The following is a 14,374-nucleotide window of genomic DNA, read 5'->3' as shown; positions in this document are numbered from 1 at the left end:
GGCCCGCCTCACACCGTGGCGGCGGGCGGCGTCCACCGGTGGCTGCGGGTCACCGCGTGGGAGACGCCGTACTCCGTCTTGAGCTGTTCGGGAATGGCGTAGTGCATGACGCGTCCGCGGGTGAGCGAGGACAGTTCGAAGACGCTGGTGAGGTGGCCCAGGCGGTCCAGTGCCCAGGCGCCGAGCGGGGAGCGGTCCTCGATGCTCTCCAGGACGCCGAGGAGGTGAGGCACGGCCTTGACGACGGTGTCCCACGGAGTGCGGGGCACCGCGAGCCAGTCGGCGCAGGTGTCTCCGACGAGGTGGCGGATGAGGGCGGCGACGATGGGGTCGAGCAGAGTCCCGGGCACCACCTCCTCGTAGAGGTCGATGAGCTGCCGGGTCAGGTGCGCGCCCTCCTCGGAGGGACCCATGTGCCGGACCATGTACAGATCGAGGAAGTGGCGGGCCTCGTCGAGGGTCTTGGGCACGGCGTCCTGGTCGACGCCGAGCATCGCACCGACCACGCGCCACGCGTAGTAATAGGCTTCCGCACCCTCCGTCGACATGTGGATGCCCAGGCGGTGCAAGCTGTCCAGGACGAGCATCGAGAAGAACATCTGCCCGCCGATCAGGTCCTCCTGACAGATCGGCGTGCCGAGCGCGTCGATGTCCCACCGGTTCTCGCGTACGAGGTGGTGGCGGATGGAGGCGTGCAGGAGGCGTACCTTCTGGGCGGCGGGGATGAAGCGGCTGCCGCTCTCGAAGGCGTCGGGCCGCATCAGGTAGACGGTGAACTGCCCGGTCTCCGCCATCCGTTTGGAGGGGTACTTCAGTCCGTGGGTGGCCGAAAGGAGCTTCGCCACGCGCGGGACGACGTAACAGGCGGGCATGGAGGCGAAGGACAGCGCGGTGGAGATGTGCACGTTGTTGTCGATGAAGAACAGGCGGGCCTTCTCCATCTCGCCCCAGTCCACCCACGCCGGTGGGACACGGGTGGCCTCGAGGTATTCACGCGCGACGTCGGGGAGCCCGTCCGGCAAGGGGGCTCCGACGGTGGAGACGTACCGCATCAGGGTGTTGAACGTGCCCACCTGACCGCGTTCGAAGAGCGCGGCGACGGTGGCGTCGGCGAGCTCGTCACCGGCCTGTCGCAGGGTGTTCATCGATGCCTCGGTGCAGGTCATGGCAGGTTCCTCGGCTTCCGTGGAGCGGCGGGGTCAGGGGAGACGGGGCGGCCGTCTCAGGAGAGGCGGAGCGCCGCCGAACCGGCCAACGCGGTGAGGGCTGCGGTGGCGTGCGACGGCACGTCCCACTCGTGCAGGGCGTCGAGCGCTTCCGCGACGCGTGCGCTGATCATGTCTTCGATGCGGGCGGGCGCCCCGAGCCCGAGCATGAGCTCGCGCACCGCCCGCAGCCCCTCACCGCTCCGGTCGCGTCGGCCGAGGAGAGCACGGAGCCGCTCCCGCTCGTCGTCACCGGCCAGGCGCCAGGTCTCCGCCAGCAGGGCCGTCGGCCGGTGGCCGTGCACGTCGTCGGCGTTGGCCTTGCCCGTCACGTCCGGGTCACCGAACAGACCGAGCAGATCGTCCCGCAGCTGGAACGCCTCCCCCAGCGGCAGCCCGTACGCGCGATACCCCTCGCGCAGCCGCGCCCCCGCCCCGGCCAGGGTCCCGCCGATGAGCAGGGGCTGCTCGACGGTGTACTTCGCCGTCTTGTAGCGGATCACCTTCAGCGACGCCGTGGTGTCCGGTTCGGCGCCGGTACGGAGGATCTCCAGGCACTCGCCCGCGATCAGCTCACGGGCCATCACCGACCACAGCGGGCGGGCCCGGGCCAGATACGCGGCGGGCAGACCGCTGGTGGCGAAGAGCTGTCCGGCCAGCGCCATCAGCAGGTCTCCCACCAGCATCGCCAGTGACCTGGCCGCGGCGTCGGCGCGCGGGCGTCCGCGTACGGCGGCGCGCAGCGCCCTGTGGGCGGTGGGCCGCCCGTGCCGCAGCGGACTGTCGTCGATGAGGTCGTCGTGCACGACCGCGGCAGCGTGGACGAGCTCCATGGAGGCCGCGGCCCGTACGAGCGCGTCGCTGTCCGGCTGCCCCACCGCGCGCCAGCCCCAGTAGCAGAACGCCGACCGCAGCCGTTTCCCGTCCGCGACCGCCGCCTCCAACTGCCCGGCCACCGGGCCCAGGAGCGGGTCGACCTCCGCAAGCCGGTCCGCCTCTTCGGCGACGAAGCGGTGCAGTACGTCGTCGACGCGGGTCTTCAGCGCGTCCGGCCCCCACCGGTCACTCGTCATCGGCGGCCTGTCGGGCGAGGGCGCGCCGGGCGAGGATCTCCAGATGGGCCGGGGGCGCGGCCGCGTACCGGTCCAGCGCCAGCCGCCCGCGCGCCAGGAGGTCGCGCTCGGCATCCGCCGCCAGCTCGGCGGCGTCGGAGCGGTGCAGTGCTCCCCGCACCGCACCCAGGGCCGAACCCACCGTGCTCACCGCCAGATCGGCCAGTCCGGCCACCAGCAGTACGGCTCGCCCGTCCAGGCCCGGATCCCGCTGTTCCTCAGGTTCTTGTGGCATGCCATGTCCCCCACCCTGTGCGCGCTCACGCGACGCCGTTCACCGCCGACCCTTTGAGCATCGCGTCCATCCCCGCCCAGGAGCGGAAGAACTCACGATCGGGCGATCACATCGCTCGGCCGTACGGATCACGGTTCCGCGAGCGGACCCGGTCGAGGACCACGCGCCGAGGCCCACCAGCACGGCAGCCCCGGCCGCGTAGACCGGCAGCCATAGGGGTGTGGTCGCGGCCAGGCAGTCGAGGTCGGCGGCGTGGCTGCGGGCGTGCTGCGCATGGACCAGAGCGACCTCGCCGCGCCCCGCCAGGTTCCCGAGTTCGGCCTCCGCCCGGATGCTGTCGTACGTGCCGAGCGCGGGGCACCTGCCCCTCGGCCCGCTGGGACCTCAAGAACCAGGCGTTTCTCGTCGAGATGCTGTTCCTGGGCACCAAGTGGCTGGTGTCCTTTGCCTGTTTCCTCATCGCCTGGTCGTTGTCGTTCAAGCTCGCCGGGCTTCTCCTCAAACCGGCACTGATCGTCTCCGACGCCCTGTACGCGATCGTGATGGTGCAGGTCGGCGTGCCAGGGGTGACCTATGCCGGGTTCATCGCCGGATGGCACCTGATGTTCGGTCAGCGGGCCCGCGGCTGGGGTGAGGCCGGTGCCGCGCTGGTCATCTCCGCGCTCGCGGTGACCACGCTGGCCGCCCCGCCGCCGCAGATGCTGCTGTCCGAACAGGACGGGGTGGTGGCCACCACCCGTGCCCTGGCCGTCGAGGTGGCCGCCCTGGTCCTGGACAACCAGGATTTGAAGAACGACAAGCCGACCACGCTGGCCAACTCCGGCAAGGGCGGCGGTGGCTGGGAATCGAAGGAATCGCACCAGCTGTCCCGGCCCCTCACCGACGCGCTCGCCGACGCCTTCGTCGTGCGGCCGACGATGCTCCTCTCCTACGGGCAGACTTTCGAGGGCGCATGCGCCAAGAAGTTCCAGGAGTCGCGGATCGAGCAGGCCGTCGTCGACCAGTACGTCGATGAGCTGCTGGATCTGCCCGAGGACAAGGTGCGGGAGAAGGTCCCCTGGGTCGGCGGCGTCATGGGCGACATGATGGAGAGCTTCACCACCCTGCCCGACGAGGTCGTTAAGGAGAAGCTGCAGGCCAAGGGCCCGGTCGCGAAGTTCGAGAAAGCCTGCGTGTAGGGCGAGGCCACCGCGTCGCTGAAGAAGGCGTCGATGGACAAGGTCGGCGGCGCGTTCTTCATGCTCCTGGCCGCATTCCTCACCTGCCTGTTCATCACCGTCCTGGACGGCAGCTTCCTGTACGCGCAGTTCTGCATCGCCAAGGAAGCGATGATCGCCAAGGTCGCCCTCGTGGTCGGGGTGGTGCCCGGGCCGGGACGCTCCTGGCTGGGCTCCCGCGTCACGTCCATCCTGCGCTCACTGGCGCTGATGGTCGTCGCCGTCGTGGCCCTGGCCGTGCTGATCGTCGTCATCACCGCGATCATCAACGCCCCCGAGAAGGACCTGCCCGGCGGCGTCACCGTCCGCTTCATCGTCATCGACATCATCTGCATCAGCGCGTTCATCTACCGCAAGCGCCTGGTGCGAGCCACCGAGAACGCCACCGTGCGCGCGCTCCCGCCTCCAGCATCTTCGGCGCCAGCCAGAGCGCAGAGCCCCTCCAGCAGGCACCGCAGCGCGGTGTCGGGCGCAAGCTGCTGGTCGGCTCGATGATGCTCGGCGCGCTGGCCGCCAGCGGCGGCGCGGCCGGGGCCGCCTTTGGCCAGGCGCGGGGCTCCACCGCGCTGGCCGCCCGGCTGACGCGCGGTACCGGACGGCTGATCGGCGGGTCCGCCAAGGCCACCGGCGCCGTGGCGCGGGGCGCGGCCCGCGGCGGTGTCGCAGCGACCAAGGCAGGGCTCAAGTCCACGCTCGGCCTGCCGGTCTACGGGCCCCGGGCGGCGCGCCGCACCGCTGCGGCTGCGGCTGCGGTTCCCGGCCAGGTCTCCGGCGGCGTCCAGCATTTGGGCCAGCGCCTGGCGCAGGTGCAGCAGCAGTACGTGCCGCCCGTGCAGAACTTCGGCGCCGAGTACTGGCACAACCTGCGCTCCGTGGGCCGCATCGCCACCGGCCGTCGGCCGCTGGGCCGCTACGCCCCGCCCCGCACTCCTGCACCTGCCGGCGGTGGTGCGGGTCCGGGCAGGCGTCGGCCTGCCCCGCCCGCTCGTCCGGCGCGACCGCCGCGTCCCGTGCCGGTGGCGGTCCGGCCAGCCGCCCCCACCCCGGCTCCGGCTCCGGCGGCGCCACAGCGGCGTCCCGCGCCGCCGCGTATCGTGCAGCCCCCGCTCAGTCCTGCCCGGGCCGCGCTCCAGCGGCGCCTGCACCGCATCCAGCAGGGCTCCCTGCGGCCTCGTCCGGCCACGCCGCCCGCGCCGCCCCGGCCTCGGAGGCATCCGTGACCGGGGCGAAAGAGGCCATCCTCGCCTCGGGCCTGCTGCTCAGCCCGTTCGCGTTCCTGCTCGGCCTGTGCATCTTGTTCGTCGCCGCGGTCGCTGGCGGCGCCGCCGAGCACGAGGACGAGACCGGCGGGGCCCCGGGCCCGGGGCAAGGTGTCCCGACCAGGGTGGCCGGGGTGAACCCGGTGATGCTCGCCGCCTACGGCATCGCAGCCGAGCGCATCCGCACGTTGCGCCCCAAGTGCCGAGGGATGCGCTGGCCGGTGATCGCCGGGATCGGGAAGGTCGAATCCAACCACGCGGGCGGCAGGCAGATCGCGCCCGACGGAAACATCACCCCGCGCATCCTGGGCCCGCGCCTGGACGGCAGCGGCGTCGGAGGCAACACCACCCCTTTCCGCGACACCGACGGCGGCCGCTGGGACGGCGATGCCGACTCCGAACGCGCCGTGGGACCCATGCAGTTCCTTCCCTCCACCTGGAAGGGCGCCTCCGGCCAGGACAGCAACAACGACGGCATCAAGGATCCGCACAACGCCTTCGACGCCGCGCTCGGCACCGCCGCATACCTCTGCGGGTTCGGCAGCAACGACCTCAGCAACGACGCCCAGCTGCGTCGGGCGATCCTGCGCTACAACCACTCTGCCACTTACGCCGACGACGTCACCGGCTTCATTCGCCAGTACGACCAGCTCGCCCCCGCCACCGGCGACAACCAGGCGGTCGGCGGACGCGTCGGCGACGTCGTCCAGAGCGCGCACGCCCAGCAGGGCACCCCCTACGTGTGGGGCGGCGGCAATCCCCGCGACGGCTTCGACTGCTCGGGCCTGCTCATCTACGCCTTCTACAAGGGGGCGCACATCACCCTGCCGCGCACCTCCCAGGCAATGCGCGGCCTGCCCGGATCCGTCTCACGCTCCGGCCTGAAGCCCGGCGACATCGGCGTCATCAACAACGACGGCAACTGGGGCCATGTCGGCCTCTACGTCGGCGGCGGCAATATGGACACGCACCGCGCCCCGGCAAGACCGTCGAAACCGTGCCCCTCACCAAGGGGTATTGGACCCATTTCGGCTGGGCCGTCCGCCGCGTCCTGTGAACTTGTAGGGCCACTTTAGAACTGTCGGATTCTCAGCGATCTGTCGTCAACTTGTCGTCTGCGACAGATCGCTGAGAATCGCTCCGTAGAGTGACTCTCGGCCACTCACAGCATGAGGTGCCGCCATCTTGAAGCGGCAGGCCAGGAACCCGCCGGGATGCTGTAGTCGAACTGGCTTGACCTTGACGCTGGGTCAACCCTCCATCCTTCCGGCAGGAGCTTCCTCACAGCCGACTGGAGAGCTCCGCGAAGGAGGCAGATGACCATGGTGACCCAATCAATCGCCGGTCCGGCGATTCGCGTGCAGGGTCTGGAGAAGTCGTACGGGAAGCTCGAAGTGCTGCGCGGCGTGGACTTCGACGTGGCGCGGGGCAGCATCTTCGCCCTGCTCGGCTCCAACGGGGCGGGTAAGACCACGACCGTGAGGATCCTCGCCACGCTCCTGAAGCCCGAGGCGGGGACAGCCACCGTCCATGGCTTCGACGTCGCCATGCAACCGGCGAATGTGCGGGAGTCCATCAGCCTCACCGGACAGTTCGCGGCCGTCGACGAGATCCTCAGCGGTCGGGAGAACCTCGTACTCGTCGCCAGGCTGCGCCACCTCAAGGACCCGGGCGCCATCGCGGATGACCTGCTGAAGCGTTTCTCCCTGACCGACGCCGGCACTCGGAAGGTGTCCACGTATTCGGGTGGGATGCGCCGTCGGTTGGACATCGCGATGAGCCTCATCGGGAGTCCGTCGGTGATCTTCCTGGACGAGCCGACGGCCGGCCTCGATCCCGAGGCGCGCATTGAGGTGTGGGACGCGATCAAGGAGCTCGCCGACCATGGAACGACCGTGCTGCTCACCACGCAGTATCTGGACGAGGCCGAGCAGCTGGCCGACCGGATCGCGATCCTCCACCAGGGACGGATCATCGTGAACGGCACCCTCGCCGAGCTCAAACAGCTCTTCCCGCCGGCCAAGGTCGAGTACGTCGAGAAGCAACCGACGCTGGAGGAGATCTTCCTCGCCGTCACCGGCGGCGGCGACAAGAGCGACGCCACCGGCACGACAACTGGGGGACAACGATGACCGCATACTTCTTCAGCGACACCGCCGCCCTCACGGGGCGGACCCTGCGCCACGTCACACGCAGTATGGACACCATCATCACGACCGCCATCACACCGGTCGCCATGATGCTGATGTTCGTCTACGTGTTCGGCGGCGCCATTGATACCGGGTCGGTTTCGTACGTGAACTACATGCTGCCCGGCATCCTTCTCATGACCATCGCATCGGGCATCTCCTACACGGCATACCGGCTGTTCACCGATGTGAAGAGCGGGATCTTCGAGCGATTTCAGTCCATGCCGATCGCGCGGTCGGGTGTGCTGTGGGCCCATGTCGTCACCTCGCTGGTTGCCAACCTGATCGCGCTCGTGCTCGTCGTGGGCGTCGCTCTGCTCATGGGCTTCCGATCGGGGACAGGAGTGTCGGCTTGGCTCGCTGTCGCCGGCATCCTGCTCTTGTTCACCCTGGCGCTGACCTGGCTCGCTGTGATCCCCGGGCTCTCCGCGTCGTCGGTCGAGGGAGCGGGCGCGTTCGCCTACCCGCTCATCTTCCTCCCCTTCGTCAGCTCGGCGTTCGTGCCCACAAAGACGATGCCCGGCCCGGTGCGCTGGTTCGCCGAGAACCAGCCGGTGACGTCGATCGTCAACACGATCCGCAGCCTGTTCGCCCAGCGGCCGGTCGGCGACGACATCTGGACCGCGCTCGCGTGGTGTGTGGGCATCCTCGTCGTGGCGTACGTCTTCGCGATGGCCGCCTATCGCCGGAAGATCGCCTGAGGCAGTCTGAGACCTATGCTCACCATCAGCCAGCTTGCGGCCTACGCCGGGGTGACGGTGCGGGCGGTACGCCATTACCACAAGGTTGGGCTGCTGCCCGAGCCCGAGCGCGACCGGTCCGGGTACCGGAACTACGATGCCGCCGCGGTCGTGCGACTGATCCGGATCCGCACCGTGGCTGATGCAGGCGTGCCGCTGGCCCGGGTGCAGGAACTCCTCGACGCCGGCCCGGAGGAGTTCGCCGGCGGCGTCCAAGAGATCGACAAGGATCTGCGCGCCGAGATCCGGCGGCTGCAGAACACCCGCAGCCGACTCGCCCGGCTCGCCGCCGGAGAACACCTGGCGCTTCCGCAGAGCGTCGTGGGCTACCTCGACCGGCTGCGCGGTCTCGGCGTCGGGGAGCGGTACATCGAGCTGGAGCGGGATGCCTGGATCATGATCGCCGCGCAGGTTCCCGACCTGATCGACTCCGTGATTGCCAAGAAGCACGAGGAGCTGGACGACCCCGACATGGTGAGGCTCTACAACTTCTTCACCGGGGAGCCCGACTGGCTGGCCGGCGATCCACGGATCATCGAGGTCGCCGACATCCTGGAGCGCCTGATGATTCGCGCCGTGGAGGCTGGCGAGGTGGGTGCCGACGGCTTCGACGACCAGTTCGTCGCCCTGATGGACTCAACCCTGCTTGAGTCCGCACCGGGCGCCGAACTGGTGCTGGCGATTCTGAAGGAGCGTGGCTGAAGTGGCTGGACCCGCATCGAGCGAGTGCCCACCGGCAGGCTCAACACCGCCAGGGACCGGACACGGTAATGAGAAACCCGCGTGGACAGATCAATGAGAAGTGAGGACGAACGCCCAGCTCACGAGTGCCCGACCCGACAAGAGCGCTGAGAACCTGATATGTAGACCGTTTTGTCAAGTGGGCAGGGGCCGTTGGACTCGCTTGCGCGGGCCTGGGGGTGGTGCTGTGGGACCGGCGGGAGGCCGGTGTGCGTGTCGTGCGTCGACGCGCGGTCAGCCTGATATCCGCGGGTTGGTTACCGCATGACCGGATGTTCGTCGGGGACGGAGCCGCCGGTCTACAACCGAGCGTGGCCCACCAGGGGCTGCTCCTAGGGTCCTCGGGCATCGTCCCTCGCGCTGGCACGTCCGGCCTCGCGCTGGCACGTCCGGCCTCCCGCCGGCCGTTCTGTGGACCCCGCAGGGTCAGTCCGGCATTATCGCCAGGCTCCAGCACCAGCCCGCCAGTTCACGGGCCACCGCCACGCAGGCGACGTTCGTGTTCTTCTTGCGGGCCAGGAAGTTCTCCCCGCGTCGGAGAAGGCGGCAGCAGTGCACCCAGGCGTTCCATCCGTCCCTGCAGGGCGCGCAGGCGCAAGTCCTGGCCCGCCGTCGCCAACAGATCGAAGACCATGAAGACCACGGACGCCCAGCCCCGTCGGTCGCGGCCGCGCCGGGAGGCGAGGGCGGCGAATTCCATCCGTCCCTCCATCACCGCGCAGAGCTCACCGTCCAGCACCGTGCCCACTGGGCAGTGGCGCAGCGCCTCCAAGATTTCTGGAAAGTACGGCGCCAAGTCGGTGCTCTGCCGGGAGAGGAGCACCGGGCGGTGCTCCTCGAGGACGGCACCGATGGCCCGCCATCCGTCGTTCTCCAGACTTCGGCATGTCTCATGAGACAGCGCTGCTGGTCTGGCTTGCGGCTGGGGAGCCGGAGGCGGGCTTGCCGACGTGTGGTGAGGAGCCGGGCAGACTGGACTGCAACCGCTGACTTCCCAGCCTGGTCTTCAGCTTCATGACAGCCAACCGGAAGCCCCGGTCTGCCCAGAATGATCGGGAGTTGCGGCTGTGGAGGGTCGGCTGGGCGCTGGGCCTTGCCTTCGCCGCTGCGGTCCTGGTCACGGGCGGCATCTTCTACGGTCTGGTGGTGCTGCTCGACTTCGAGGAGATCGACAGCACAGCGAAGCTCGACGCTAAGACGCTCTTCGACCTGGTGAAGCTCTCCTTCGGGGTGGTCGCCGGGGCAGGCGCGCTCGTCGCCCTGGTCGTCTCCTACCGGCGCCAGCGCGTCGACGAAGCCGGCGCCCACCGCGAAGCCACCCGCCTCCACACCGAACGCTTCTCCCAGGCCGTCGACAAACTCGGCTCCGACTCCCCAGCCGTCCGCCTCGGCGGCGTCCACGCCCTCGCAGGCCTCGCCGACGACGCCCCCGACGACAGCCTGCGCCAGACCTGCATCGACGTCCTATGCGCCTACCTCCGTCTGCCCTTCCCCCTCGACCCGGGTGACCCTCCCGGCGGCACCTCCTCCGAAGAACAGCGCGAGGCCCACCAGGGGAAGAACGACCGGTATCGCGCACTACGCGAGGTCCGGCATACGATCCTGCGACTTATCGGAGACCACTACCGCGTTCCCCAGGGCGCTCACCGTTCGTGGCAAGGCTGCTCGCTTGATCTCACCGAGGTCGCCATCGACGGCGATCTGGACTTCGGCGGCGCGACGTTCTCCAGCAGCCACGTGTACTTCGAGAACGCGACGTTCTCCGGCAGCCACGTGTCCTTTTACCAGGTGACATTCTCCGGAGGTGTGGTGTCCTTCGACAACGCGACGTTCTCCGGCGGCAAGGTGTCCTTCAGTGGTACGACGTTCTCCGGCAGCGTGGTGCCTTTCGACAACGCGACGTTCTCCGGCGGCAAGGTGTACTTCCGCGGCGCGACGTTCTCCGGCGGCAAGGCGTACTTCCGCAGTGCGGAATTCTCTGGCAGTCATGTGTACTTCGACAATGCGACGTTCTCCGGCGGAGTGGCGTCCTTCGACGGTGCGACGATCTCCGGCGGCCTCGTGTCATTCAATGGCGCGTCGGGGGCGGTTCCTTCTATCCAATGACCCAGGGAGGCGTAATCGGTCCGCCGCTGCAGAGGGGAAGAAGCAGGCCCCCTCCGCGCGGGTGGAGCTGAGTGCTGGCCCGGCTGGTTCAGTCCTCGTCGTTTCGGATGATGCCGCCTGGCACGTGCGGGTCGAATCGGCCGACGCGCATGGCCTCGATGCACTGCAGGACATGGGCGAAGGACACCAGCCCGTACGTGATGTATCGCGTAGGCGCGTCCCCGGAGGAGACACTTTCACGCTCGATGGGAACGCCGCCCATTATTGCCCGGTACGTGTCAGGCACCTCGTGCTCGGGGTGAGCCGCTATCCACGCCTTCTCGACGTCCGACGCGAACTCATGGGCGCACGTGCAGGTGTACTGGTTCCATCCCTCGACGGGCTGGGTCGGGTCGAACGCGGCGATCGTGCGTACCTGCTCAATGCAGCGCTCGTAGATGCGGGACAGCTCGGCGTCCAGACGTTGGCTCATCAGCTTTCTCCCCTTCTCGCGCCGGACCGGTCCGGCGACCGGTGAACCCTGCCCCGAAGCCGCGGGGAACAGTCGCGTCGCCTCATACGAGATCCAGTGGCCCGAGGGGGCGGAATCGGTCATCTACTCCCCCTCTGGCCGGTTCGATGGCCCGAGGGGGTCGCCGGGGCCGAAGTCGGTGGCCGACCGCTTGTGCTTGCAGGGCATCCTGTACGTCCTGCACCAGGATGTCGCCTGTCAACTCCTGCCTCTGGAGCTGGGATTCGGATCCGGACAGACCTGCTGGCGGCGCCTGGACCGCTGGCAACAGGGCCGGGTCTTCGAGCAGTTGCACCGCATCCTGCTCGCGAAGCTGAACGCGGCCGGCGAACTCGACCGGACCCGCGCGTACGTGGACGACTCCCACATCCGCGCGAAAAGGGAGGTGTCGCAACCGGTCCGTCGCCGGTCGACCGGCGGAAAACAGGCAGCAAACACCACTTGATCTGCGACGGGCGCGGCACTCCGCTGCACGTCCTCACCACCGCCGCCAACGTCAACGACATCACCCAGACCCTCAACCTCGTCGACGGCATCCCGCCCGTCACCGGACGGCCCGGCCGACCTCGACGGCGGCCCGAAGCCGTCCTGGGCGACAAGGCGTACGACTCCCGGGCCGTCCGTCATGAACTGCACAAACGCCGGATCATGCCGGTGATCTCCCGCAAGGGCGCCCCGAACATCAAGGGCCTGGGCAAGCTCCGCTACGTCGTCGAGCAGACCTTCGCCCTGCTCCACCAGTTCAAACGCCTCGCCGTCCGACGGGAACGCCGCCTCGAACTCCACGACGCCTTCATCTCGTTGGCCTGCAGCCTGATCTGCTGCAGACGCCTCAAGTAGGACCACTCATGATCCTCTTACGAGCTCTCAAGGCGCCGTCTCGGCCTGTATCGGAATCCGTGAGCCGATGTTCTTGCCTTTGGCCAGGAGCCAGATCATGAAGATGAGTTCGCCTACACCGGTGAATACGGCAGCCTCGGCCGAGTATCCGGAGGAGAGGAAGGCGCCGAGGCTGTCCACGAAATAGCCGAGTCCCGCGAGGGCCAGCAGGACGCCCAGCACCCGGGGTACGTAGCCCGACCTGAAAGCGAGGAACCCCAGCAGCAGGTGGCCGCCGAAGAAGATGAGCCCGGCGTCCCAGATGTCGTGGAAGGCATCGATGCGCATGATTGCTTCGGCGTCCAGTTGGTCCGCGCTGTACGCCCCCAGGGACTCCGCGTGCTTGACCGGAGGCAGCGCCCCGACGAGTTGGGCGACGGCGACGAGGAGCACTGCGGCGTAGGCGAGCCTGAACCAGGCCGCGAGCGTCGCGATTCCATCGTGCGCCGGTTGGAAGAAGACCCTCAGCGCCCAGGCCACCACCACATCCAGCACGGCGACCAGGAACAGGGCGACGGCGCCGAAGCGGAACAGTGCCTCGGAACCGCGGATGTCCTGGGCGGTTCGTGCCGCGTCGTTCTCGGTGACAAGGTTCTCCAGCACGCCGAAATTGGCGAAGACCGCCAACGGGGCCATGGCCAGGATTCCCGTTCCCGCCACCAGAGCGGCCTTGCGCACCGTCAGCGACGTCCCACCGGACGGGATCATCCGCAGGCCCCCTTGGGCATCGGCCGCTCGCCACGATCGTCCGCGCCGGGCGCCGGCACGACGAGGCGGAACCCCTTGAAGATCAGCAGCAGCGGAAGCACCACTTCGAACAGACCACCAGGAACGTAGAACGCCCTCCCGGCACCGGTGTTGAAATCCACGAGCCCCAACAGGTCACACGCCACTCCCGCCAACAGAACGGCGTAGCCCACGAGACCGAGTACCGAAAGCCACCGTGCGACCAGCCCCGAACGCAGCAGGAGGCAGGACAGGACCAGACCACCGGCGCCGGAGAACGCGTAGACCAGAAGTTCGTAGTCCGCCAACTCGTTCTTGCTCACGAGGAAATAGCACCCGACCGCGATGATCGCAGCGCATTCCGCGCACCTGAGAATCAGATACCCGACCGTGAGGTGCCTTCCGTGCGGCTTCAGCACGGGGAACAGCGCGACGCCGATCCCGGCGACCGCAAGACCCGTGTAACCCTCCAGCAGCACACCCGCAAGGTGCCCTCCCTCTCCTGAGTCCGCCCCGGAGAAATAGTCCCCCAGGAGCGAGCTGCCGACGGCGAAGGTGAGCGTCGAGGAGAGGAACAGCAACCCCACCAGCACAGCAGTCTTCCTGTACGGCATGCATCCGCTCCTTCCGCCCCGGCCCGCCGGGGGCCTGGAACCTGAGCCTTGCTGCGCCCAGGCCACGAGTAGGCCGCCGCCGAGCCATCGAGCGATGGCCCCCTACCCGAGGAGTGTGCTTCTGGGCCCCAACTATCCCCCCTTTGCGGGCATACGCACCGCCCGCGCGCGAGGAATCACCCCGGGCCCACAGATGGCACGCCAACGGGGCCGGCCGATGCACGGCCCCCAGCCACCTCATCCCGTGAAGTGAACGCTTTCCAACCTCGACGAGATGTTGAACGCGAGTTGGATGCTCCTGCGTAACGGCGAAGCTCCTGGTAGGCGGGTTCCCGACTAAGATCACCGTGCCCGCCAGGAGCTTCCGCCGGTCGACCGGCGACAGACCGGTCGCGGCTCCCCCTTTTTGTCGCGTGGATGTGGGAGCCGTCCATGCAGGCGCGAGTCCCGTCGAGTTCGTCGGCCGCGTGCAGTTCGACGAGCAGGAAGCGGCGTGGCTGGTCGAAGACACCGGCCAGCTGCCAGCGATCCAGACGTCGCCAGCAGGTACGCGCGGAGCCGAACCTCAGCTCCAGCGGCAGGAGTTGCCACGCGATCTCGTTGAACAGGACGTACAAGATGCCCTGCAGGCACAGCCGGTCGTCCACCGGGCCGCGGCCCCGGTGAATGCTCGGGCCAGTGAGGCGGCACCGGGTTGACACGGGCCCACAAGTCGGCGTCCACCATCCACGGCCGAGTCGTCACGCACCACGAACGGCCGAATCGTCACGTCGGTCACGCCTGGCCAGGCCCAAGAACCAAGATCCTGTTACGAGCTCTAAAGCAAGAATCACTGCTCCG

General features: G+C 68.6%; 17 protein-coding genes and 1 pseudogene. 10 read left to right on the top strand and 8 right to left on the bottom strand.

From position 1 onward, the window contains the following. Positions 1-8 precede the first annotated feature (8 nt). From ACZ69I_RS35125 to ACZ69I_RS35115, 3 genes are read right to left on the bottom strand one after another with little or no spacing between them, the layout of a single operon-like run. The gene (locus ACZ69I_RS35125) at positions 9-1,166 is read right to left on the bottom strand and encodes an oxygenase MpaB family protein (RefSeq protein WP_470836560.1); all 1,158 of its coding nucleotides are present in this window, start codon (positions 1,164-1,166) and stop codon (positions 9-11) included. A 56-nt stretch (positions 1,167-1,222) separates the two neighbouring features. Further along, complete coding sequence (locus tag ACZ69I_RS35120) at positions 1,223-2,278, bottom strand: polyprenyl synthetase family protein (protein ID WP_467682463.1); 1,056 nt, start codon at positions 2,276-2,278, stop codon at positions 1,223-1,225. After that, on the bottom strand, positions 2,268-2,552 hold the full coding sequence (locus ACZ69I_RS35115) for a polyprenyl synthetase (RefSeq protein ID WP_467682464.1): 285 nt from the start codon (positions 2,550-2,552) through the stop codon (positions 2,268-2,270). The genes ACZ69I_RS35120 and ACZ69I_RS35115 overlap by 11 nt, the downstream gene beginning before the upstream one ends. Before the next feature lie 410 nt (positions 2,553-2,962). On the opposite strand from ACZ69I_RS35115, the gene ACZ69I_RS35110 reads away from it, so the two are divergent. The 7 genes from ACZ69I_RS35110 to ACZ69I_RS35080 all read left to right on the top strand — a co-directional run bounded on the left by ACZ69I_RS35110 (position 2,963) and on the right by ACZ69I_RS35080 (position 8,659). Beyond that, positions 2,963-3,730 (top strand): hypothetical protein, encoded by a 768-nt coding sequence (locus ACZ69I_RS35110; RefSeq protein ID WP_467682465.1) that lies wholly within the window; start codon positions 2,963-2,965, stop codon positions 3,728-3,730. Positions 3,731-3,763: 33 nt separating this feature from the next. Next, positions 3,764-4,264: a hypothetical protein gene (locus ACZ69I_RS35105; protein WP_467682466.1), complete on the top strand. Its 501-nt coding sequence runs from the start codon at positions 3,764-3,766 to the stop codon at positions 4,262-4,264. After that, positions 4,261-4,989: a hypothetical protein gene (locus tag ACZ69I_RS35100; protein WP_467682467.1), complete on the top strand. Its 729-nt coding sequence runs from the start codon at positions 4,261-4,263 to the stop codon at positions 4,987-4,989. Before ACZ69I_RS35105 ends, ACZ69I_RS35100 begins: the two co-directional genes overlap by 4 nt. Further along, positions 4,986-6,104: a C40 family peptidase gene (locus ACZ69I_RS35095; RefSeq protein ID WP_467682468.1), complete on the top strand. Its 1,119-nt coding sequence runs from the start codon at positions 4,986-4,988 to the stop codon at positions 6,102-6,104. The genes ACZ69I_RS35100 and ACZ69I_RS35095 overlap by 4 nt, the downstream gene beginning before the upstream one ends. 246 nt (positions 6,105-6,350) lie before the next feature. Then, entirely contained in the window at positions 6,351-7,160 is an 810-nt protein-coding gene (locus ACZ69I_RS35090) for an ABC transporter ATP-binding protein (RefSeq protein ID WP_470836559.1), read from the top strand. Beyond that, entirely contained in the window at positions 7,157-7,918 is a 762-nt protein-coding gene (locus ACZ69I_RS35085) for an ABC transporter permease (protein WP_470836557.1), read from the top strand. Before ACZ69I_RS35090 ends, ACZ69I_RS35085 begins: the two co-directional genes overlap by 4 nt. Positions 7,919-7,933: 15 nt before the next feature. Further along, positions 7,934-8,659, top strand: coding sequence for a MerR family transcriptional regulator (locus tag ACZ69I_RS35080; RefSeq protein WP_467682470.1), 726 nt, complete (start codon positions 7,934-7,936; stop codon positions 8,657-8,659). Between the two features lie 508 nt (positions 8,660-9,167). Here the strand turns inward: ACZ69I_RS35080 and ACZ69I_RS35075 are convergent. Then, the gene (locus ACZ69I_RS35075; protein ID WP_470836590.1) at positions 9,168-9,575 is read right to left on the bottom strand and encodes an ATP-dependent DNA ligase; all 408 of its coding nucleotides are present in this window, start codon (positions 9,573-9,575) and stop codon (positions 9,168-9,170) included. A 182-nt stretch (positions 9,576-9,757) separates the two neighbouring features. Between ACZ69I_RS35075 and ACZ69I_RS35070 the strand changes: the two genes are divergently transcribed. Further along, complete coding sequence (locus ACZ69I_RS35070; RefSeq protein ID WP_467682471.1) at positions 9,758-10,804, top strand: pentapeptide repeat-containing protein; 1,047 nt, start codon at positions 9,758-9,760, stop codon at positions 10,802-10,804. A gap of 88 nt (positions 10,805-10,892) precedes the next feature. Here ACZ69I_RS35070 and ACZ69I_RS35065 read toward each other — a convergent pair whose 3' ends face one another. After that, entirely contained in the window at positions 10,893-11,399 is a 507-nt protein-coding gene (locus ACZ69I_RS35065; RefSeq protein ID WP_470836592.1) for a hypothetical protein, read from the bottom strand. Between ACZ69I_RS35065 and ACZ69I_RS35060 the strand changes: the two are divergent. Then, positions 11,368-11,598 (top strand): annotated as a pseudogene (locus ACZ69I_RS35060) (transposase); the annotation flags it as partial. The gene ACZ69I_RS35065 and the pseudogene ACZ69I_RS35060 overlap by 32 nt on opposite strands. Further along, positions 11,511-12,155 (top strand): IS5 family transposase, encoded by a 645-nt coding sequence (locus ACZ69I_RS35055; protein ID WP_470836588.1) that lies wholly within the window; start codon positions 11,511-11,513, stop codon positions 12,153-12,155. The pseudogene ACZ69I_RS35060 and the gene ACZ69I_RS35055, both read left to right, overlap by 88 nt. 27 nt (positions 12,156-12,182) lie before the next feature. Here the strand turns inward: ACZ69I_RS35055 and ACZ69I_RS35050 are convergent, their stop codons facing one another. The 3 genes from ACZ69I_RS35050 to ACZ69I_RS35040 all read right to left on the bottom strand — a co-directional run bounded on the left by ACZ69I_RS35050 (position 12,183) and on the right by ACZ69I_RS35040 (position 14,181). Continuing rightward, complete coding sequence (locus ACZ69I_RS35050; protein WP_467682473.1) at positions 12,183-12,902, bottom strand: DUF4386 domain-containing protein; 720 nt, start codon at positions 12,900-12,902, stop codon at positions 12,183-12,185. Further along, entirely contained in the window at positions 12,899-13,534 is a 636-nt protein-coding gene (locus ACZ69I_RS35045; RefSeq protein WP_467682474.1) for a DUF4386 domain-containing protein, read from the bottom strand. The genes ACZ69I_RS35050 and ACZ69I_RS35045 overlap by 4 nt, the downstream gene beginning before the upstream one ends. Before the next feature lie 176 nt (positions 13,535-13,710). After that, positions 13,711-14,181, bottom strand: a complete 471-nt coding sequence (locus ACZ69I_RS35040) for a transposase (protein WP_470836555.1) — start codon at positions 14,179-14,181, stop codon at positions 13,711-13,713. Positions 14,182-14,374: the final 193 nt, after the last annotated feature.

The sequence above is a fragment of the Streptomyces sp. NPDC036815 genome, assembly GCF_055609205.1.
The sequence above is the reverse complement of the archived record's forward strand: the minus strand, read 5'-3'. Positions and strand labels throughout refer to the sequence as shown.